Source organism: Streptomyces sp. NBC_01275, assembly GCF_026340655.1.
Lineage (GTDB): Bacteria > Actinomycetota > Actinomycetes > Streptomycetales > Streptomycetaceae > Streptomyces.
The window spans coordinates 7,513,875-7,534,693 of sequence record NZ_JAPEOZ010000001.1 but is presented as its reverse complement, the minus strand read 5'-3'; the positions used below and the strand labels follow the sequence as shown (position 1 = coordinate 7,534,693).

Below are 20,819 nucleotides of genomic sequence, written 5' to 3'. Positions count from 1 at the left end.
GGGTTGGGGGGAACCTCGCGGCAGGGGCAGAGCTTTTCACGTTTCCAACACAACTGACAAGCGCCCTGTTCAGATGTCATGTCAAGACAGCAGGACAGGCGGCCGCGCCCCGTACTCCGCCCCTGTGTACGTACGCGGACGCCCTGTGACTCAACGCCGACGTCACTTGCCTCACATCGGTTTCAGGAGAAGTTCCGGGAACGGTTGCGGGAACTGCCCACGGACTAACCGACCAACGGACTATACGGTCGGCTCGTCCCGCGCCGGAAGGCTGTCCATGAAGGAACTCACGGAGAAGACGGCGCGGCCAGGGCCGGGCGGGCCGTAGCCGGGGGGCGAGGAGAGTCCGAACTCGTCCATCGTGGCCCGGTACGCCTCCAGCAGACGGATGTGGTATTCCAGCGGCGCGCCCTGCGGGTTGGCCTTGCCGAGCGGGGTCGTCGGCTCGGGGCACCAGGTGGTGAAACGGGGCGTGATGCCGTGCGACATGAAGAAGCGCAGGCCCTCGGTGGTCGACGCGATCGCCTCGTCGACGGATCCGAAGCCGAACGGCTCCGCCATCTCCACGCCCGCCACGAAGTTGGGGATCACGTTGCGCGCACCGAAGATCTCCGCCGAGTCCAGGATCCGCCGGTGCCACTCGTCGCGGCCGACGTAGCGCTCCTTGCCCGGGCAGTACAGCTCGAACAGCCGGCGGTCCCACACCTCGTAGTTGGGGTGGTAGATCTGCACGCCGTAGTCCTTGAACCGCTGCACGTCGTCGCGGGGCAGCGCCTGTGCCACGACCTTGCCGATCCAGCGGCCCGGGAAGCGCTCCTCGATGGCCTTGGCGTAGTGGCCGTAGAAGTCGGCCTCGTCGCGTCCGGCGACCGTCTTCGTGATCGCGCCGCCGGTGAGGGTGTAGGCGGTGGACGCCTTGGCCGTGTCGTACTTGTCGATGATCTCCAGCGCCTCCAGGACCTCCTCCACGTCCTTGACGCCCGTGTACGGCCGGCCGGCCGCCTTGTGCTGGCGCCAGTTGTGGTTGATGTCGCAGTACTGGCACTCCTCCTTGGCGCCGAAGTACTGGCAGACCCGGAAGACGGTCAGATAGATCAGATAGCCCCACTGGATGGTGGGGGCCACCTCCATGACGGACTTCCCGTTGGACAGCTTGTGCCGGTAGTACTCGGGCATGGGCGGCACGCCGACGTCGGAGATCCGCTTCCCGTCCAGGTAGAGCCCGAGCACGCCGTCCTCGTCCGCGGCCACCCGGTACGGCGAGGACGGGTTCACCCGGACCGAGACGACGGTCCGCCGCAGGTCGTAGGGGCCGCCGGTGAGGATGATCTCCTCCGGCGGGCGGCGCAGGGCGGCCTCGCCCAGCTCGGGGAGGGTGCCGTGGTCGAAGGAGAAGATGAAGTACGACTTCGGTTTCACCTCGCCCGACTCGTTGTCGCTGAGGGCGGAGGGGTCGAAGGCCACTCCGCCGCGCAGCAGGTCCTCCTTGAAGACGGCCTCCCGCGGAACGTGCGGAAACCGCTTCATCAGATCCTCGACCAGCGCGGTACGGCTGCCCATCCGTCTCTCCTCCCGGCTCAGGCGTACGACTCCTCACGGTATGCCCCCGGCGGGGCGGGGGTGGGGGCGGGGGGCCTCGTGTTGCGGGCAGGGTAGGTTCCACCTGGGAAGTCCGGGCTCCCGATCGCGGTGTTCCGGGCTCTCGATCTCCTCGGGAGGGACGAGCAGGCGTATGGCTGAGACCGTGACGAACTGGACGGGCAGGAACTGGGCGGGGAACATCGCCTTCGCCGCCCGGGAACTGCACCGCCCGCACTCGCTCGACGCGCTGCGCTCGCTCGTGGCGGGCAGCGCGCGGGTACGGGTGCTGGGCAGCGGCCACTCCTTCAACGAGATCGCCGAGCCCGGAGCGGACGGGGTGCTGCTGTCGCTGGACGGCCTGCCCGCCACGGTCGACGTCGACACCGCCGCCCGCACGGTGCGGGTCGGCGGCGGGGTGCGGTACGCCGAACTGGCCCGCCGTGTCCACGCGGCGGGGCTCGCGCTGCCCAACATGGCCTCCCTGCCGCACATCTCGGTGGCCGGCTCGGTGGCGACCGGCACCCACGGGTCGGGCGTCGGCAACGGCCCGCTCGCCTCCGCCGTACGGCAGGTGGAGATCGTCACCGCCGACGGCTCCACGGTCGTCGTCGGACGGGACGACCCTCGGTTCGGCGGAGCCGTCACCTCCCTCGGCGCGCTCGGCGTGGTCACCGCGCTCACCCTCGACCTGGAGCCGGCCTACGAGGTCGAGCAGCACCTGTTCACCGAACTCCCCCTGGACGGGCTGGAGTTCGAGGCGGTGGCAGGGGCCGCGTACAGCGTGAGCCTGTTCACCGACTGGGCTGCGCCGGGCTTTCGGCAGGTGTGGCTGAAACGGCGTACCGACCAGCCGCTCGCCGACTTCCCGTGGGCCGCGCCCGCCGTCGAGCCGCTGCATCCGGTGCCGGGGATGCCCGCGGTCAACTGCACCCGGCAGCTGGGCGTGCCGGGGCCGTGGCACGAGCGGCTGCCGCACTTCCGGGCGGAGTTCACGCCCAGCAACGGAAACGAGTTGCAGAGCGAGTATCTGCTGCCGCGGCCGACCGCCCTCGAGGCGCTGCACGCCCTCGACGCGATCCGGGAGACCTTCGCCTCCGTGTTGCAGATCTGCGAAGTGCGGACCGTGGCCGCCGACGAGCAGTGGCTCAGCCCCTCCTACGGGCGGGACACCGTGGCGCTGCACTTCACCTGGGTCGAGGACACGGCGGCGGTGCTGCCGGCGGTGCGGAAGGTGGAGGCCGTCCTGGAGCCCTTCGAACCGCGCCCGCACTGGGGCAAGGTGTTTCGGACGCCGATGGACCGGCTGCGTGGACGCTACCCGCGGCTCGACGACTTCGCGGCCCTGGCGAGGGAGCTGGACCCGGCCGGGACGTTCGCCAACGCCTTCGTACGGGATGTCCTGGGAGACTGATTCCGCCAACCCGGTCCGACTTCATAAAGCCCCTTTCCTAACCCCTTGTCGAACCTTTCGGCACCCCATAGCCTGGCGCGGCGCCGGTGCCCCCGGCCGGAACCCGCGCACTCGCGCACCGGCGCCGGGCGGGGAAGGGAAGGGAGCTCGATGAAGCGCGGCACATCACGTGACATCCGCACCGCGAACCGCTACGAGGTGCTGCGCCAGATCATCGCCGCCTCGCCCACCTCCCGGCAGGAGCTGGCGGCCGCCACCGGTCTGTCACTGGCCACCGTCGCCACCCTGGTCGGCGAGCTGCTCGACCTCCGCATGATCACGGAGGTGGGGTTCGAGGACTCGGCGGGTGGCCGCCCCCGGGGCCTCGTGGCCGTCAACGCGTCGGGGGGCGCGTTGATCGGCGTGGACATCGCGGAGACGTACGTCCATGTCGAGCTGTTCGACCTCGCGCTGAACGTGCTGGCCCGCGCCGAGGAGCACATGCGCCCCGGCGAGAGCCGGCCGGAGCAGGTGGTCGGCCATGTCACCGCGGCCGTCGGCTCGGTGGTCGCGCAGGCCGGGGTCGAGGCGGCCCGGGTGCTGGGCGTCGGCGTCAGCGTGCCGGGGCAGGTGGACCGGGACACCGGCATCGCCGAGTACGCGCCCAACTGGGACTGGCACGACGTGCCGTTGCTCGACCTGCTGTCCGAACACATCGCGTATCCCCTGTACTTGGACAATCCGCTGCGTGCCAGCGCGGTCGCGGAACTGTGGTTCGGGGCGGCGCGCGGCCACGGGGACGCGGTCGTGGTCAACCTCGGGACGGGCGTGGGCGCCGGACTCGTCCTGGGGGGCGGCCTGCACCGGGGGGTCAGCAACAGCGCCGGCGAGTGGGGGCACACCACGCTGGTCCTCGACGGACGGCTGTGCCGCTGCGGCAACCACGGCTGCGTGGAGACGTACGTCGGTGCGCTGGGGATCATGCAGAACCTGCGTGAACTCAGCCCGCAGAGCCCGCTGTTGCACCCGGGGGACCAGACCGCCACCATCGACGCGCTGGCCGCCGGGGTCGCCGCGAACGACCCGGTGGCCGTCAAGGTCGTCCGGGACACGGCCCGTTACCTCGGCGCCGGCATCGCCGTCCTGGTCAACGTGCTCAACCCCGAGGTGGTCGTGCTGAGCAGCTGGGTCGCCGCCCGGCTCGGCGAGCCCCTCCTCGACGAGGTGCGCGAGGCCGTCGCCCGGCACGCCCTGAAACGGCCGCTGGCGGCCAACCGGATCGTCCTGTCCCGGATCCCCACCGACCCGGTCTGTCTCGGTGCGGCGACGTTCGCGCTCGAAGGGGCGTTGCAGTCCGTCGGGCAGCGCAACGCCAAGCTCACCCCTTCCGCACCCGCACGGAGCCGTACCGCACCGCCCGCGTGAGACAGCGCACCGCACCGCCTTCGCGACGGCGGAAGGCGCGCGACGAAGCGCGCCCCTCTGAGCCGAGGGCCGTCGGCCCCTGACACCGGCGGCCCTCACCCCTTTTCGGCGCCTTTTTCGGCGCCCTCTTCGGCGCCCTCCTCAACACCCTTTTCCCGCGCCCGCGTTCCCCTGTTTCCCGCTGTTCACACCAGCCTGCCCCGCCCCTTGCGTTCGCTATGCCGAACCGATCACAACGCTTCGAACAGGCTTCGTCCAACCCCTTGCCGAAGCCTTAGCCGAAGGTTAACGTCCCGCTCCGCACCCCGATTTGAGCCACCTGGCCGCTGAGCCGTGGAGCCGTAGCCGCACTTCGAGACAAGGACGTCATCATGTCGGCACAGAGCAACAGCACCTGGTCCCGCCGTTCACTCTTCCGGGCCGCCGCGGGCATGGCCGCCGCCGGCACGCTGGCCGCCTGCGGCAGCAACAACGGCAGAAGCGGCGGCGGTTCGGGCGACAGCCTCACCCAGTTCTTCCACGCCTACGGCGAGGCCGGCACCGAGCAGGCGATCAAGAAGTACGCGAAGGCCTACAAGGGCGCGAACGTGACCACGCAGTGGATCACGGGCTCGGACTTCGAGAGCAAGCTCTTCGCGACCCTGCTCACCGACAACGCCCCCGACCTGTTCGAGTTCCACCCGCAGATCCAGCTCGTCAAGAGCGGCCAGGTGGCGGACCTGACGGACATCGTCGCGCCGGTCAAGGACGACTTCAACCCGGCCGACATCGCCTCGCACACCGTGGACGGCAAGATCTACGGCGTCCGCATGATCGACGACCCGCAGTTCTTCTTCTACCGCAAGTCGATGCTCGCGGACGCGAACGTCGAGGTGCCGCAGACCCTCGACGAACTGATCGAGGCCGCGGCCAAGCTCACCACCGGCAAGGTGAAGGGCGCCTTCCTCGGCAACGACCTGCACGCCGTCATCAACCCCATGATCTGGTCGGCCGGCGCCGACACCCTCGACGCCCAGAACCAGGCCGCCTTCAACACGGACGGCGTCGCCGAGGGCCTGAAGAAGATGCGCAAGCTGTTCACCAGCGGCGACCTGCTGCTGGGCGCCCCGGCCGACTACTGGGACCCCGCCGCGCTCAACCAGGGCCTGTGCGCCATCCAGTTCTGCGGCATGTGGGCCATGCCGGCGATGCAGCAGGCCCTCGGCGACGACCTCGGCGTCTTCCCCTTCCCGAAGGTCACGGACGCCGGCAAGCCCTCGGTCTACAACGGCGGTTGGTCGATGTTCGTCAACGCCAAGGGCAAGAACGTCGACGCGGCCAAGGAGTACGTGAAGTGGCTGTGGATCGAGCAGAAGAAGTACCAGGAGGACTGGGCGACCTCCTACGGCTTCCACATCCCGCCGCGCACCTCGATCGCCGCGTCCGCCACCAAGCTCAAGTCCGGTCTGCCGGCCGAGGGCGTCAAGCTCTTCACCGACTACGGCCACTTCGACAACATCGGCTGGACCCAGGCCATGATCACCGCGACCGAGAACGTCTTCGCCGACACCGTGCGCAAGGGCGGTGACCCGAAGGCCTCGCTCGACAAGGCCGAGAAGACGGTCAACGCCGAACTCAAGAAGCTGTTCGGATAGGCCGACGGACGGACTGCGCCATGTCGACGACCACCACGCGCGACCTCGCGCGCCCCACCCCGGCCAAGCCCGACAAGGGCCGGCCGCGGCGGGGCCTGCGGGGCAACAGCACCTTCAACTTCTGGCTCTTCACCGGCCCGTTCCTCATCGGCCTGGTGATCTTCGTCTACGTTCCCATCGGCTGGAGCATCTGGCTCAGCTTCTTCGAGGCGCGCTTCACCGTCACGCCGAGCAAGTTCATCGGCTTCGACAACTACCGCTTCATGCTGGACAACGGCAACTTCACCGGTGCGCTCCTCACCTTCACCGTCTTCGCCGCGATCATCGTGCCGACCACCTGGGCGCTCTCGCTGGGCCTGGCGATGCTGGTGAACCGGTTGCGGTTCATGCGGGCGTTCTTCCGCTCGGTGTTCTTCCTGCCGACCGCGTGCAGCTATGTGGCCGCCTCGCTGATCTGGAAGATGTCCCTCTTCAACGGCGTGCGCTTCGGTCTGGCCAACACCGTCATCGGCTGGTTCGGCGTGGACAACATCGCCTGGCTCGCCAACCCCGACCCGCCGTGGTACTGGCTGGTCATCGTCTCCGCCCGGCTGTGGCTGCAGTCCGGCTTCTACATGATCCTGTTCCTGGCCGCGCTGCAGAACATCCCGCAGGAGCTCTACGAGGCCGCCGCCATCGACGGCGCCAAGCCGGGCTGGCAGACGTTCCGGTACATCACGCTGCCCCAGCTGCGGGCGACCTCCACGGCCGTGATCCTGCTGCTGCTCGTGGCCGCGTACCAGGCCTTCGACGAGTTCTTCAACCTGCTGGCGAAGACGACCTGGGGCCGGCCCCCGCTCGTCGAGCTGTACTACATGGCCCTGGGCCAGAACCAGGACTACGGCGCGGGCAGCGCCGGCGCGGTCATGCTGACCCTGCTGATCTGCATCGTGACCCTGTTCCAGGGCAAGATCCTGGGCTTCGGAAAGGGGGACGAGTCGAAGTGACCACGACCGTACCCGAGGTGAGGAAGACCGAGCGGCCGCCGACGCAGGGGCCGCTGCGCGCCAGGCGCGGCGGGATCATGAGCTCCACCGGCCTGTACCTGGCCACCGGCATCGCCACCCTGCTCTTCCTGATCCCGTTCTACCTGCTGATCCGCAACTCCCTCTCCACCGATCCCGAGATCACCGGCGAGAACTGGAAGTTCTTCCCCACCGACATCCAGTGGAAGAACATCACCGAGCCGTTCCGCGACACGACGGTCGACTTCGGCCAGTCGTTGGTGAACTCGCTGATCGTCGGCGTCCTGCACACCGTCGGCACCCTGCTGGTGTGCTCGTTGGCCGGTTACGGCCTGGCCCGCATCCCCTACCGGCACGCCAACAAGATCTTCTACGCCATCCTGTTCACCCTGATGGTGCCCACCGCCGTCACCTTCGTCCCCAGTTTCGTGCTGGTCTCCTCGCTCGGCTGGGTGGACAGTTACCGCGGTCTGATCATCCCGGGCCTGTTCAGTGGTTTCACCTGCTTCCTGTTCCGGCAGTACTTCCTGGGGTTCCCCAAGGAGTTGGAGGAGGCGGCACGCGTGGACGGTCTCGGTTACTGGGGCGCCTACTGGCGCGTCGTCGTGCCGAACTCGCTGAACTTCTTCGCGGCGATCGCGACGATCACCTTCATCAACGGCTGGAACGCCTTCCTGTGGCCCCTGGTCATCGGCCAGGACCCCAGCGCCTGGACGGTGCAGGTCGCGCTGTCCTCGTACATGACCAATCAGACCGTCAACTACCACCTGATCTTCATGGCCACGGCCATCTCCATCCTGCCCCTGTTGTTCGTGTTCCTCTTCCTCCAGCGCTGGCTGGTGCAGGGGATCGCACAGACGGGCATCAAGGGCTGACGCCTTCCTCTCAAGACCTGGAGACAGATGTCTTTCCGCACCACGTCATCCGTCGACTACGTCGAGGACGTCGCACCGGGCCGCGGGGCTCTTGCGCCCCGCGCCTGGTACGCGTCCTCGGACGCCGTGTCGCTGTCGCTCAACGGCAGTTGGCGGCTGCGGGTGTCGGCGACAGCCGACGCCGAGGACGACTCGTTCGCCGAGAGCGGCTACGACGCCGGGGACTGGGCCGAGGTCACGGTCCCCGGCCACTGGGTCCTGCAGGGCGACGGGGCCTTCGGGGCGCCGATCTACACCAACCACCTCTACCCCTTCCCGGTCGACCCGCCCCGAGTGCCCACCGAGAACCCGACCGGCGACCATCTGCGGGCCTTCGACCTGCCGGCCGACTGGCCCGACCTGGCTCAGGGCGGCGCCGTCCTGCGCTTCGACGGCGTCGAGTCGTGCGCCCGGGTCTGGCTGAACGGCACGGACATCGGGGAGTTCAAGGGCTCGCGGCTGGCGCACGAGTTCGCGGTGGGGCATCTGCTGAAGCCGAGCGGAAACGTTCTGGCGGTCCGGGTCCACCAGTGGTCGGCGGGCTCGTACCTGGAGGACCAGGACCAGTGGTGGCTGCCGGGCATCTTCCGTGACGTGACGCTGCTGCACCGCCCGGCGGGCAGCGCCCTCGACTTCTTCGTGCACGCCTCCTACGACCACGTCACGGGCGAGGGCACCCTGCGCGTCGAATCCGACGTCGACGGGCGGGTGTCCGTGCCCGCCCTCGACATCGATGTCGCGACCGGGGAAGCGGTGACGACGCCTGTCGCGCCGTGGACCGCGGAGACCCCGACGCTGTACGACGGCGTCCTCGTCACCGAGGGCGAGCGGGTGCCGTTGCGGATCGGTTTCCGCACGGTGGAGCTGGCGGACGGCCTGATCAAGGTCAACGGTCAGGCGATCCTGTTCAAGGGCGTCAACCGGCACGAGTGGCACCCGGAGCGGGGCCGCGCCCTGGACCTGGAGACGATGCGCGAGGACGTGCTGCTGATGAAGCGGCACAACGTCAACGCCGTCCGCACCTCGCACTACCCGCCCCACCCGGCCTTCCTCGACCTGTGCGACGAGTACGGCCTGTGGGTCATCGACGAGTGCGACCTGGAGACCCACGGCTTCGTCGAGCAGGACTGGCGAGACAACCCCGTCGACGACGACCGCTGGACCCCGGCCCTGCTCGACCGCGCCGCCCGCATGGTGGAACGGGACAAGAACCATCCGTCGGTCGTCATCTGGTCCCTGGGCAACGAGGCCGGCACCGGACGCGGCCTCACCGCGATGGCCGAGTGGATCCACGGCCGGGACGCCTCCCGTCTCGTCCACTACGAGGGCGACTGGGACTGCCGCGACACGGACATGTACTCGCGGATGTACGCCGACCACGCGGAGACCGAGCGCATCGGCCGAGGCCTGGACGGCGGCGCCCACAAGCGGCGCGGGCTCCCCTTCATCCTCTGCGAGTACGCCCACGCCATGGGCAACGGCCCCGGCGGACTCGCCGACTACCAGCGGATCTTCGAGGAGCACGACCGGCTGCAGGGCGCGTTCGTCTGGGAGTGGATCGACCACGGCATCAGGCATCCGGAGCTGGGGTACGCCTACGGCGGCGACTTCGGCGAGGAGCTGCACGACGGCAACTTCGTCTGCGACGGGCTGGTGTTCCCGGACCGGACGCCGTCGCCGGGGCTGGTCGAGTACAAGAAGGTGATCGAGCCGGTCCGCATCGAGGGCGACAGCGCGAACGGCACCGTACGGATCACCAACGCGTACGACTTCTCGGATCTCTCGCACCTGGCGTTCGAGTTCTTCCACCAGGTCGACGGCTGGCCCGTGGGAGCCGTGGCGCTCCCCGTGCCGTCTCTCGCCCCCGGCGAGTCGGCCGACGTGAAGCTGCCGACTCCGCCGCCGGACGGCCAGGGCGAGGAGACCCAGTGGACCGTACGCGCTCTGCTGGCCTCGGACACCCCGTGGGGGCCGGCCGGGCACCAGGTCGCGTGGGGACAGCAGACGGTCGCCGCGCGGACGCCGCCCGCGGTGGCGACGGGCGAGGCCCCGGTGCGCGGCGAGCGACTGATCACCCTCGGCCCGGCCGCCTTCGACGCTCGTACCGGTGTGCTGCGGACGATCGGCGCGGTGGAGGTACGCGATCTGCGCCTCGACGTGTGGCGCGCCCCGACGGACAACGACGACGGCGCGGCCTGGCAGTCCGATCTGCGCTACGGCCAGCTCTGGCGCAAGCTCGGTCTGCACCGGATGCACCACCGCCTGGACGCCGTCGAGTCGAGCGAGGACGGACTGACGGTACGCACCCGGGTGGCGCCCGCGGCGGCGGAGGTGGGCCTGCGCACGGTGTACCGGTGGACGTCCGACGGGACGCGGCTGCGGCTGACCGTGTCGGTGACGCCCGAGGGCGACTGGACGCTGCCGCTGCCGCGGCTGGGCGTCCGGTTCGGGCTGCCGGAGTCCGTTCACCGGGCCCGGTGGTTCGGGGGCGGTCCGGGCGAGGCGTATCCGGACACGAAGGCCGCCTCGATGCTCGGCGAGTGGGAGTCCTCGATCGAGGACCTGCAGACCCCGTACGTCCGCCCGCAGGAGAACGGCGCCCGCGCCGACGTCCGTTGGGCGGAGCTCGACGGGCTGCGGATCGACGGCGACCCCGAGTTCTGGTTCACCGCCCGGCGCTGGACGAGCGAGCAACTCGACGCCGCCGCACACCTCACCGACCTGACGCCCGGCGACACCGTGTGGGTCCACCTCGACCACGGCCAGCACGGCATCGGCTCGCAGTCCTGCGGCCCGGGTCCGCTGCCGCGGTACTTCCTGAACGTCGCGCCCGCCGAGTTCTCGTTCGTGTTCACGCCGATCGGTTGACCAGCCGCTCGGTTAATCGATTGACCTGTTGATCGACATTCCGACACGGTGATGAGGTCTCCCGCGGTCGGCCGGCTCCCCCAGCCGGCCGACCGCGCTTCACTGGAGGTTGAACGAGTGATCGGCAGCATCGAGGTGCGCGGCCTGTCCCGCACCTTCCACACCACCGTCCGCCGCCCCGGCTTCGCCGGCGGCCTGCGCTCCCTGGTCAACCCGGAGCGGGTCGCCAAGCACGCCGTGACCGATGTGACCTTCGACGTGGGCGCGGGCGAACTCCTCGCCCTGCTCGGCCCGAACGGCGCCGGCAAGTCCACCACCATCAAGATGCTCACCGGCATCCTCACCCCCACCTCCGGCCAGGCGCGGGTCGCGGGCGTGGTGCCGTACCGGGAACGGGAGCGCAACGCCCGTAACATCGGCGCGGTGTTCGGGCAGCGCACCCAGCTGTGGTGGGACCTGCCGGTGCGCGAGTCGTTCGCGATCCTGCGGGACATCTACGAGGTGCCGAAGGCCGAACACGCCGCTCGGCTGCGGGAGTTCGACGACATCCTGGAGCTCTCCTCCTTCTGGGACACCCGGGTGCGCCATCTCTCCCTCGGTCAGCGCGTCCGCTGCGACCTGGCCGCCGCGCTGCTGCACGACCCGACCGTGGTCTTCCTCGACGAGCCGACGATCGGCATGGACGTGGTGGTAAAGGAGCAGGTCCGCGAGTTCCTTCGGCACCAGGTCGAACAGCGCGGCCGTACCGTCCTGTTGACCACGCACGACATGACGGAGGTCGAGCGGCTCGCCGAACGCGTGGTGCTGATCAACCACGGTCGGCTGGTCCTGGACGGCACCCTCGACGAGATCCGCCGCAAGTTCGGCTCGACCTGGCAGGTGCGGGCCACGCTCGCCGATCCGCGCACCGAGGTCGTGGGGCTGCCGGGGATCGCGGTGCTGCGGCACGAGGGCCCGCTGGCGGTCTTCGGCCCGGAGGGCCCCGAGGCTCCCACGGTCCACCGGGCGCTGAAGGCGGTCATCGAACGGTACGAGGTCACGGACATCGCCCTCGACGAGGCCGACCTGGAGGACGTCATGCGGGCCGCGTACGTGCAGGCCGGGGACGCCGGATGAGCGCGCTGCACGCCTGGCGCGCCGCCCGGGTCACCCCGCTCGGCGAGCTGTACACCCCGCCCCGGATGACGGCCGCCCTGCTGCGGCTGACCGTGCAGATCGTGCTGGTGACCTCGCTGTGGCGGGGCCTGTACGCGCACACCGGCACCACCGCCGGGCTCACCCGCGAGCAGGCGGTCACCTATGCGGTGATGGCCGTACTGAGCACTCGTGTACGGGAGTTGGACCAGTACTCGGGCCGGGACACCGTGCTGCAGCATGTGCACTTCGGCACGATCGTCTACTGGTATCTGCGCCCGCTGCCGCCGCAGCGCTACTACGCGTTGCGGGCGCTGGGCGAGCAACTGTACGGCTTCGCCTGGGCGTTGGCGGCCTACGCCGTCTGTCTGGCCGCCGGGGCGGTGCAGCCGCCCGCTTCGGCCGCCGTGGCCGCGGTGTCCGGCCTGAGTCTGGTGCTCGGTCAGTGGATCTTCTACTACCTCATCCTCGTCATCGACCAGGTGTGCTTCTGGACGATGCGCAACGATGCCGCCGTCCAGATCCTGCTCTTCGCGCAGAACCTGCTCTCCGGGGTGTACGCGCCCCTGTGGTTCTTCCCCGACTGGTTCGTGACGGCAAGCGGCTTCCTGCCGTTCCAGGCCACGCTGAGCGTGCCGCTGTCGCTGTACGTGGGCCGTGTCCCGCTGTCGGACGCGGGCTTCCATCTCGCCGTACAAGCGGGCTGGATCGTGTTTCTCGCCCTGTTCACCCGCCTGCTGTGGCGCAAGGCCGCGCTGCGGGTCGTCTCGCAAGGAGGCTGATGCCCTTGAATGCCGTCCGGATCGTATGGCGTGTCACGCGCCTGAACTTCCGCGCCCAGCTGGAGTACCGCGCCGAGTTCCTGACCATGATCGCGATCGGCGCCGTCTGGCAGGTGTCGGTCATCGTCTTCGCCACCGTGCTGCTGACCCGGTTCACCGGCATGGGCGGCTGGGACAGCCGGGACGTGCTGCTGATCCCGGCGACGCGCATGCTCGCGCACGGCCTCTTCGTCCTGTTCCTGGGCCGGATGCACGGCCTGGGCCGACAGATCCAGGAGGGCCGCGTCGACGCCTACCTCCTGCGCCCGATGCCCGTGCACCGGCAGGCCCAGCTGGAGTACTTCCCCACCAACGCGATCGGCGACCTGACGGTGGCGGCGGCCCTGATGGCGGGGGCGCTCAGCCGCAGCGACCTCGACTGGACGGCCGGCCGGATCTCGTACCTGATCGCCGCCGTCCTCGGCGGAATGCTGCTGGAGGCGGCGCTGTTCACGGCGGTGGCCTGCGCGTCGCTGCGCTTCCCGGCCGCCGACTACTGGGGCCGATGGCTGGAGCAGCTCCTGGGCACCTTCGGCAGCTATCCCCTCAACGTCCTGCCCCGCGCGGTCGGCGGCTTCCTCACCTACGGCCTTCCCCTCGCGTTCGTCGCCTACTTCCCCGCCGCCTTCCTCACCGGGCACGGCCACGACACCGGCGTCCCGTACTGGCTGGCGGCGCTCTCCCCGCTGCTGGGCCTGCTGGCCTACCTCGGCTCGCGGCTGCTGTGGCGGTGGAGCCTCGGCCACTACACGGGGGTGAACGGGTGACGGCGACCCAGGTGTCGGCGGGCGACTTACGGGCCCGCCTCGCGGTGTCCCTGGTGTTCGTCGTCCTCGCGGCCACCCAGGGCGGCTGGATGGCGCGCATCCCGGCGATCCAGGACTCGGCCGGGCTGGACACCGCCGGGTGGGGGCTGGTGAGCAGTGCGTCGGCGGGCGGTGACGTGGTCGCGCTGGTGCTGATCACCGCCTTGATCGGGCGGGTGAGCACCCGGCTGCTGAGCCTCGCCGCGGCCGGGCTGGTGCTGCTCAACGCGCCTTTCCTGGCGGGTGCTTCGACGGTTCCGGCGCTGGTGGCGGGGCTCGCGCTGTGGGGTCTGTCGGCCACGTTCCTGGCCACGCCGGTCAACGCGCTGGCGGTGACCGTGGAACGCGGTTACGGCAGGCCCATCCTGTCCGGTTTTCACGCCTGTTACAGCGTGGGGGTGCTGGCGGGCGGGCTGCTGGGCATCCTCGCCGCGGCGACCGGGGTCTCCCCCGGCCTCCAGATGGCGGTGAGCAGCGGCGTGCTGGGTGCGCTGCTGCTCGTGTCCGGCCGCCGGCTGCCGACGGAGGCGGCGCACGAGAGGGAGGCGCGCCGACCGTTGAAGGAGCGGTTCACTCCCCAGCTCGGCCTCCTGGCGGCCGTCGCGTTCCTCGGGTCCTTCGCCGAGGGGGCGGCGTCCCAGTGGAGTTCGGTGTACACGACCGACTATCTGGGCGAGAGCGCGGCGCTGGGGGCGGCGACGTACACGTCCTTCTGCGTCGCCATCCTGCTGGCTCGGCTGTTCGGCGACCGGCTCGCGGCCCGGCTGGGGCGGCGCGGGCTCCTGCGGCTGTCGCTGCTGACGGTGGCGGCGGGCACGACCCTGGTCGTGTCGCGTCCTCAACTGCCGTATGCCGTAGGCGGTTTCGTCGTCATCGGGCTGGGCATCGCGTGTGTGCTGCCCTCGGTGATCGGGCTGGCGGGACAGCAGCCCGGGGTGCCGGCCGGCGAGGGCGTGTCGGTCATCACGATCGGGCAGTGGCCGGGGTTCCTGCTGGCCGGGCCGGCGGTGGGGCTGCTGGCGGGGGCGACGAGTCTGCGGTTCGCTCTGGCGACGCTGATCGTGGCGGGCGCGACCGCCGTCCTGCTCGTGCGGTGGGTGCGGGTCGGGGCGAATGACGGGACCTGACCGACCGGCGGTCCGGTCCGGTCCTTCGTCGACCCGTGCCGCAGGAGATCAGCCGGCCCGGTAGGCCCTGACGAAGGCGGCCACGCCCCCGGCGATCAGGCGTTCGGTCTCCTCCTTCGGCAGGGGCAGCACACCGTAGTGGGACTGCTGGGTGATCGTGTTCGAGATCAGGGCCATGAAGTGCGTGGCCGCGAGGGCCGCGTCGCCGTGCAGGTCGAGCAGACCGGCGGCGGCGAGGCCCTCCAGCGCCTCGGCGAGGGCGTGGCCGACCGGACCCGGGCCCGCCTCTCGCCAGGCGTCGAGCACCTCCGGCGGAACGTGGTCGGCCTCGGCATGGATGTGCCGGACCAGCGCGAAGTGGTTGGGATAGTCCTCCATGAGACCGACGAACCCGCGGGCGAGGACGCCGAGGTCCCGCTCCAGGTCCTCGGGGCGGGGCGGGCGCGCGGGGTCCAACACGGCCTGCAAGCAGAAGAGTTGGGCGTCCTTCACCTCGCCGGAGGTCCAGGTGACGACGGTGCGGAAGAGGTCGGCCTTGCCGCCGGGGAAGTGGTTGTAGAGGGTGCGCGTCGACACGCCGGCCTCGGCGGCGAGGGCGTCGACGGAGGCGCGTGCGTAGCCCTCGCGACCGAAGACGGTGCAGGCCGCGCCGGCCATGGCAACCCATTTCTCCACTTTGCGGGGCGAGTACCGCTGCTGCGCCGCCGCCATCCACGCGTCGTTGGTGCCGCCCATGCCGTCTCCCCACACCCTGCCGATTACAACGAGCGTTGTACTTTTTACAACGCCCGTTGTAGTTTACCGAACACGAGGCCGCGCCGCGCGGCCGCCGTGCCCCGCACCGGGGCCACGGGGGAGAAGTAGGGGGACAGCCATGCCTGCCAACGAATCCACCACCGTCGAGAACGACGCCCCGTTGCAGGTCGCCGTCGTCGTCGGCAGCGTCCGCGAGGGCCGCCAGGGCCGTGCCGTGGCCGACTGGTTCCTCGGCGCCGCCGTCGGCCACGACGGCCTGGACCTGGACGTCATCGACCTCGCGGACGTCGACCTGCCGCTGGTCATGCCCGGCTGGGGCGGCACGCCGAGCCCCGAGGCCGTGGCCGCGCTGACAAACGTGTCCCCGAGGCTGGCCGCGGCCGACGCGTTCGTCGTCGTCACACCCGAGTACAACCACAGCTTCCCGGCCGCACTGAAGAACTTCATCGACTGGCACCACACCCAGTGGCAGGCCAAGCCGGTCGGCTTCGTCTCCTACGGCGGGCTCGCCGGCGGTGTTCGCGCGGTGGAGCAACTCCGGCTGGTGTTCGCCGAGTTGCACGCCACGACCGTACGCGACGCCGTGAGCCTGCACGGCCCGTGGTCCGGGCTCGGCGAGGACGGCGCACCGCGGGACGCCACCGTCTGTGAGGGTGCGGCCAAGGGCATGCTCGGCCAACTCGCCTGGTGGGGAAGGGCGTTGCGGACGGCCCGGTCGAGCCGCCCCTACCAGGGCTGAGGGATGGAGGGGGACATGGCCTCGGCCCCGGCGGCCGACGGCGACGTCCGGACGACGTCCGACGCACCCAGGACCGACTCGACCGCGCTGCACCGCATCCTCGCCGTCGTGATCACCGGCTCGGTGATGTCGGTGCTCGACATGACGATCGTGAACGTCGCGCTGCGCAGCCTCTCCGAGGCGTTCCACGCCCCACTGGAGACGATCCAGTGGACGACCACCGCGTACACGCTGGCGCTGGCCGCCGTCATCCCCACCGCCGCGTGGGCGATGGCCCGTTTCGGGGCGAAACGCGCGTACCTCACCGCGCTCGTCCTGTTCACCCTCGGCTCGCTGCTCGCCGCATGCGCCTGGGACATCGGCAGCCTGATCGCGTTCCGCGCGGTGCAGGGGCTCGGCGGCGGGCTGCTCATGCCGGTGGGCATGGCGATGGGCATGGCCGCCGCGGACCGCGAACGGCTGGGCCGCTCGATGGCCCTGCTCGGACTGCCCGTCCTGGTCGGCCCGGTGGCGGGCCCGGTCCTCGGCGGCTGGCTGCTCGACGCCGTGTCCTGGCACTGGATCTTCCTCGTCAACCTGCCGGTGGGAGCGGTGGCCTTGACGCTCGCCGCGAGACTGCTGCGCCCAGACGCACCCCGTACGACGGCAACGGCGCCGAAGTTGGACGTCCCGGGTCTGCTGATGCTCTCGCCCGGCCTCGCGCTGCTGCTGTTCGGACTGGCCCGAGGCGGTGAGCGGGGCGACTTCGCAGAACCGGGCGCGCTGACGCCGACGCTCGCCGGGGCGGCCCTGATCGCCTGCTTCGTATGGCGTTCGCTGACGATCCGTCAACCTCTGCTCGACCTGGGTCTGTTGACCGACCGGACGTTCGCCGTGGGCATCGGCGCCCTCGCGCTGTTCACATGCGGGTACTTCGGGTCGATGCTCCTCGGGCCGGTGTACTGGCAACAGGTGCGGGGCTGGAGTGCGACGTCGACCGGACTGCTGGGCGTGCCGGTCGGACTCGCCGTCGGCATGACCATGCAGTTCGCCGCGCGGAGCGTGGACAAGGTGTCGCCGCGGCGGCTGATCCCGGCCGGGATCGCGGTGGGCGCGCTCGGCATGGCGTCGACGGGGCTGCTGATCGCGCAGCAGGACGTGCCGGCCTGGCGTCTGGTCTGCTCGACGGTGGTGATGGGCATCGGCTCCGGGATGGTGCTGATGCCGACGATGACCACGGCGAGCCGCGATCTGCCGAGGGAACGGATGGCCGCGGCCGGCACCGCGCTGAGCATCAACGCCCAGGTGTGCGCGTCGGTGGGCACCGCGCTCATCTCGGTGGTGCTGGGCTCGGCGGGCCTGACTGCGTCGGGTTTCCGAACCGCCTACCTGGTTGCTGCGGGGCTGTTGGCGCTGGCGGTGATACCGGCGGCGGGGTTGCCGGGGCGGCGAACACCATGAGGCGATGAGTCGCCTCGTCCGCGATGGACGTAGCGCGATGGACGTAGAAAGAGCAAAGAAAGCCGCTCCGGCCGGGCGCGGCGGTCCGTCGTCCGCCCCGCCCGGCGCACTCTCACCCCCGCCCCGCCCTCCGCACCGGTGTCATCAGCGCGACCCCCGCCACCAGCACGCAGCAGCCGCCTGCCGCCAGCGCCGCCGCCGCGGTGCCGTACCCCTCGGCCGCCCAGGTCAGGACGGCCGCGCCCACCGGGGCCGCCGCGTACTGAAGAGTCCAGAACGCGGACGTGACCCGACCCAGCAGCGCCTCCGGGGTCACCTCCTGCCGCAGGGACATCGAGCAGGTCCCCGCGACGGCGACGCAGGCCAGGAAGACGGCGGCGAGGGCCGCCACCACGGGCACGTCGCGGGCCCAGCCCAGTCCGGCGACGGCCGCGCCGCTGACCGCGACGGCCGCGGTCCAGGTCGGACCGAAGCCCAGCCGTCGACGTACCCGGGCCACCAGCAGCGAGCCGACCACGGTGCCGAGCGCCCCGACCGCCAGCACCGTCCCGACCGTGCCGTCGTCGTGGCCGAGATCGTGCTTGACGTGGTAGATGAGCAGATCGGTCAGGCCGAGGGTGAGAAAGCTGAAGACGAACAGCAGCGCGGTGAGCGCGCGCAGCACGGGATGCGCATACAGAAACGCCACCCCGGCGCGCAGGTCGCGCCACAACCCGCCCCGGTCCGCCGTCGATTCCCCGGTCCGCTCGTCCGGCGGCCTCCTCCGGATCCGTACGACGGACAGGCAGGCCGCCGACACGCCGAAGCTGGCGGCGTCCACGCCGACCGCGGCGGCCGGGCCGGTTCCGGCGGCGAGCAGGCCGGCGCACAGGGGGCCGAGGACGCCGGCCGCCGCGGCCGTCGCGTTGAGCCGACCGTTGGCCTCGGTGAGCTGCCCGGGGCCGACCAGGCCGCGCACGACGGTGACATAGCCGACCGCGAACAGCATGCCGACGGCCTCGCACACCGGCAGCACGGCGTACAGCAGCCAGATCTGCGGCCCGAACAGCCACACCAGCGGGACCAGCCCGTACAACGCCATGCGGACGAGGTCGCAGCCGATGAGGAGTCTGCGCCGGTCGACCCGGTCCACCACCGCCCCGGCGAACACGGCCGCCACCACCGAGGCCGCCCCGCCGACCGCCGTCAGCAGACCCATCCGGGCAAGGGAGCCGGTGGCCTGCAGAACCAGCAGCGGCAGCGCGATCAGGGCGAAGGAGTCACCGAGGAAGGAGAGGGTCTGCGCGGCCCAGAAGATCCCGAAGTCCCGCTGCCGCCACAGGGGTTGCTTCGCCTCCGACCTCGTCTCCCGTCTCCGGCCGCTCCGCTCCCTGTACGCCACCAGGCCCCCGTTCCCTCAAGTCCCGGCAACCTTAATCCCATCGGCGGCGACACACAGGAGCAAGCACCCGCATCCCCCTCTCCCCTCCCCCTTCGCAGAGGAGCAGCCGTGCCCCACTCACCGGGAACCCACCGCCGCCGACGCCTCTTCCGTCCCGTCCCGCTCGCCGTCGCGGGCGCGCTCGTCGCGACGGCGGCCGTGGCGCTGCCGCATCTCACACCGGAGGCCTCGGCCGCCACCACCCTGCGCGGGTACGCCGACGGACGGGGCGTGAAGATCGGCGCGGCGGTCGGCGACACCCCGCTGACCTCCGACACCTCGTACACCTCCGTCCTGGACCGGGAGTTCAACTCGGTGACGGCGGAGAACGCGATGAAGTGGGACGCCGTGGAACCGAGCCGGGGCTCCTTCAACTGGGCCGCCGCCGACCGGCTCGTGGCCCACGCCACCGCCCACGGCCAGGGCGTACGGGGCCACACCCTGGCCTGGTACGCCCAGCTGCCGTCCTGGCTGAAGAACGGCGGCTTCTCGGCGACCGAGCTCAACACCGTCCTGAAGAGTCACATCGACACCGAAGTGGGCCGCTACAAGGGCAGGGTGTACGCCTGGGACGTGGTCAACGAGGCGTTCAACGAGGACGGCTCGATGCGGAGTTCCCTGTGGCAGGACAAGCTCGGAACCGGCTACATCGCCAACGCCCTGCGCTGGGCGCACGCCGCCGACCCGGCCGCGAAGCTGTACATCAACGACTACAACATCGAGGCGGACAACGCCAAGAGCGACGCCCTGTACGCACTGGCCCGGCAACTCCTCTCCCAGGGCGTGCCGTTGAACGGCATCGGCTTCCAGTCGCACTTCGAGGTCGGCAAGGTCCCGGCGTCGATGAAGGCGAACCTGAAGCGGTTCTCCGACCTCGGCCTGGAGGTGTCGATCACCGAGCTGGACATCCGCATCCCGCTGCCCGCCTCCTCCGCCGAACTCTCCCAGCAGTCCACCGACTACAAGACGGCGAGCGAGAACTGCCTGGGCGTGGCCCGCTGCGCCGGCGTCACCCTGTGGGGCGTCTCCGACAGGTACTCCTGGATTCCGGGCACGTTCAGCGGATACGGCGCGGCCCTGCCGTACAACGAGAGCTACGCGGCGAAGCCCGCGTACACCGGGCTGTCGAACGGGCTCAACCCGAACGCCTGACGTCGGATTCGGTACGGCCGGTGGAAGGGTCGGGATGCGCATGGTGCACGATCAGCCCATGTACGACCCCTTCGGCATGCCCGACCCCCGCCCGGTCGAGCCGGGCGAGTTCCCGGCGTGGGACGAGGCGCTGGCCCTCGTCAACCGCGACCTGGCCACCCTTCTGCCCGAGCAGGGCCCGCTGCGCCTGATGGCCCTGCCGTCCTGGGAGGACGAGGAGTCGCAGGACGAGCACGTGTACGTCGCCCTGTCGGACGGCCGTTGGCACGGCAACGACCTGCCCCCGGGCTCCGACGCCACCCCCGCCGCCGCACTCGCCGCCGTCGCCGAGGCGGCACAGGACACGGTGCTGGAGTGCCTGTGGCAGGTCTGGCCGGAATGCACGGAACACCGGCTCGGCATGCATCCGAGCCGGGGTGCGGAGGGCGGGGACGAGAGCGGGGGCGAGGGCGGGCTGCCGGTGTGGCGGTGCGCGGGCGGGCGGGACGCGAGGAACCCGGAGCACGTGCGGGCGATCGGCGAGCTGGACCCGCCGTACCGACCGCGACGGGTGCGCCGCAAGGAGCGGAAACGGCGGAAGGCGCTTTGACCGTGGACTCCGGGGTCAG

The 20,819-nt window shown here is 70.6% G+C and carries 17 protein-coding genes; 14 read left to right on the top strand and 3 right to left on the bottom strand.

Features of this window, described 5'->3' with window-relative positions:
- Nucleotides 1–240: 240 nt before the first annotated feature.
- A complete protein-coding gene (locus tag OG562_RS33395) occupies nucleotides 241–1,560 on the bottom strand; it encodes a radical SAM protein (RefSeq protein WP_266404630.1) in 1,320 nt (439 codons plus the stop codon).
- Nucleotides 1,561–1,732: 172 nt separating this feature from the next.
- On the opposite strand from OG562_RS33395, the gene OG562_RS33390 reads away from it, so the two are divergent.
- The 10 genes from OG562_RS33390 (at nucleotide 1,733) to OG562_RS33345 (ending at nucleotide 14,704) form a co-directional block, all read left to right on the top strand.
- Entirely contained in the window at nucleotides 1,733–2,992 is a 1,260-nt protein-coding gene (locus tag OG562_RS33390) for a D-arabinono-1,4-lactone oxidase (protein WP_323187581.1), read from the top strand.
- A gap of 150 nt (nucleotides 2,993–3,142) precedes the next feature.
- A complete protein-coding gene (locus OG562_RS33385; RefSeq protein WP_266404629.1) occupies nucleotides 3,143–4,396 on the top strand; it encodes an ROK family transcriptional regulator in 1,254 nt (417 codons plus the stop codon).
- A gap of 371 nt (nucleotides 4,397–4,767) precedes the next feature.
- Nucleotides 4,768–6,030 carry an ABC transporter substrate-binding protein gene (locus OG562_RS33380; RefSeq protein WP_266404628.1) on the top strand — a complete coding sequence of 421 codons (1,263 nt, stop codon included), beginning with the start codon at nucleotides 4,768–4,770 and terminating at the stop codon, nucleotides 6,028–6,030.
- Nucleotides 6,031–6,050: 20 nt separating this feature from the next.
- A complete protein-coding gene (locus OG562_RS33375; RefSeq protein ID WP_266404626.1) occupies nucleotides 6,051–7,016 on the top strand; it encodes a carbohydrate ABC transporter permease in 966 nt (321 codons plus the stop codon).
- Entirely contained in the window at nucleotides 7,013–7,909 is an 897-nt protein-coding gene (locus OG562_RS33370; RefSeq protein ID WP_266404625.1) for a carbohydrate ABC transporter permease, read from the top strand. The genes OG562_RS33375 and OG562_RS33370 overlap by 4 nt, the downstream gene beginning before the upstream one ends.
- 27 nt (nucleotides 7,910–7,936) lie before the next feature.
- A complete protein-coding gene (locus OG562_RS33365) occupies nucleotides 7,937–10,816 on the top strand; it encodes a glycoside hydrolase family 2 TIM barrel-domain containing protein (RefSeq protein ID WP_266404624.1) in 2,880 nt (959 codons plus the stop codon).
- A gap of 117 nt (nucleotides 10,817–10,933) precedes the next feature.
- On the top strand, nucleotides 10,934–11,932 hold the full coding sequence (locus OG562_RS33360) for an ATP-binding cassette domain-containing protein (RefSeq protein ID WP_266404622.1): 999 nt from the start codon (nucleotides 10,934–10,936) through the stop codon (nucleotides 11,930–11,932).
- Complete coding sequence (locus OG562_RS33355) at nucleotides 11,929–12,732, top strand: ABC-2 family transporter protein (RefSeq protein WP_266404621.1); 804 nt, start codon at nucleotides 11,929–11,931, stop codon at nucleotides 12,730–12,732. The genes OG562_RS33360 and OG562_RS33355 overlap by 4 nt, the downstream gene beginning before the upstream one ends.
- Nucleotides 12,732–13,538 (top strand): ABC transporter permease, encoded by an 807-nt coding sequence (locus OG562_RS33350; RefSeq protein ID WP_266404619.1) that lies wholly within the window; start codon nucleotides 12,732–12,734, stop codon nucleotides 13,536–13,538. Before OG562_RS33355 ends, OG562_RS33350 begins: the two co-directional genes overlap by 1 nt.
- The gene (locus tag OG562_RS33345; protein WP_266404617.1) at nucleotides 13,535–14,704 is read left to right on the top strand and encodes an MFS transporter; all 1,170 of its coding nucleotides are present in this window, start codon (nucleotides 13,535–13,537) and stop codon (nucleotides 14,702–14,704) included. The genes OG562_RS33350 and OG562_RS33345 overlap by 4 nt, the downstream gene beginning before the upstream one ends.
- A 48-nt stretch (nucleotides 14,705–14,752) precedes the next feature.
- On the opposite strand, the gene OG562_RS33340 is transcribed toward OG562_RS33345, so the two are convergent.
- The gene (locus OG562_RS33340) at nucleotides 14,753–15,439 is read right to left on the bottom strand and encodes a TetR/AcrR family transcriptional regulator (protein ID WP_266404616.1); all 687 of its coding nucleotides are present in this window, start codon (nucleotides 15,437–15,439) and stop codon (nucleotides 14,753–14,755) included.
- Between the two features lie 139 nt (nucleotides 15,440–15,578).
- Between OG562_RS33340 and OG562_RS33335 the strand changes: the two genes are divergently transcribed.
- Entirely contained in the window at nucleotides 15,579–16,199 is a 621-nt protein-coding gene (locus OG562_RS33335) for an NADPH-dependent FMN reductase (RefSeq protein WP_266404615.1), read from the top strand.
- 15 nt (nucleotides 16,200–16,214) lie between these two features.
- On the top strand, nucleotides 16,215–17,639 hold the full coding sequence (locus OG562_RS33330) for a DHA2 family efflux MFS transporter permease subunit (protein WP_266404613.1): 1,425 nt from the start codon (nucleotides 16,215–16,217) through the stop codon (nucleotides 17,637–17,639).
- 112 nt (nucleotides 17,640–17,751) lie between these two features.
- On the opposite strand, the gene OG562_RS33325 is transcribed toward OG562_RS33330, so the two are convergent.
- A complete protein-coding gene (locus OG562_RS33325) occupies nucleotides 17,752–19,020 on the bottom strand; it encodes an MFS transporter (protein ID WP_266404612.1) in 1,269 nt (422 codons plus the stop codon).
- Nucleotides 19,021–19,128: 108 nt separating this feature from the next.
- On the opposite strand from OG562_RS33325, the gene OG562_RS33320 reads away from it, so the two are divergent.
- Nucleotides 19,129–20,211: an endo-1,4-beta-xylanase gene (locus tag OG562_RS33320; RefSeq protein WP_266404611.1), complete on the top strand. Its 1,083-nt coding sequence runs from the start codon at nucleotides 19,129–19,131 to the stop codon at nucleotides 20,209–20,211.
- Nucleotides 20,212–20,269: 58 nt separating this feature from the next.
- The gene (locus tag OG562_RS33315; protein ID WP_266404610.1) at nucleotides 20,270–20,800 is read left to right on the top strand and encodes a hypothetical protein; all 531 of its coding nucleotides are present in this window, start codon (nucleotides 20,270–20,272) and stop codon (nucleotides 20,798–20,800) included.
- The last annotated feature ends 19 nt before the right edge of the window (nucleotides 20,801–20,819 follow it).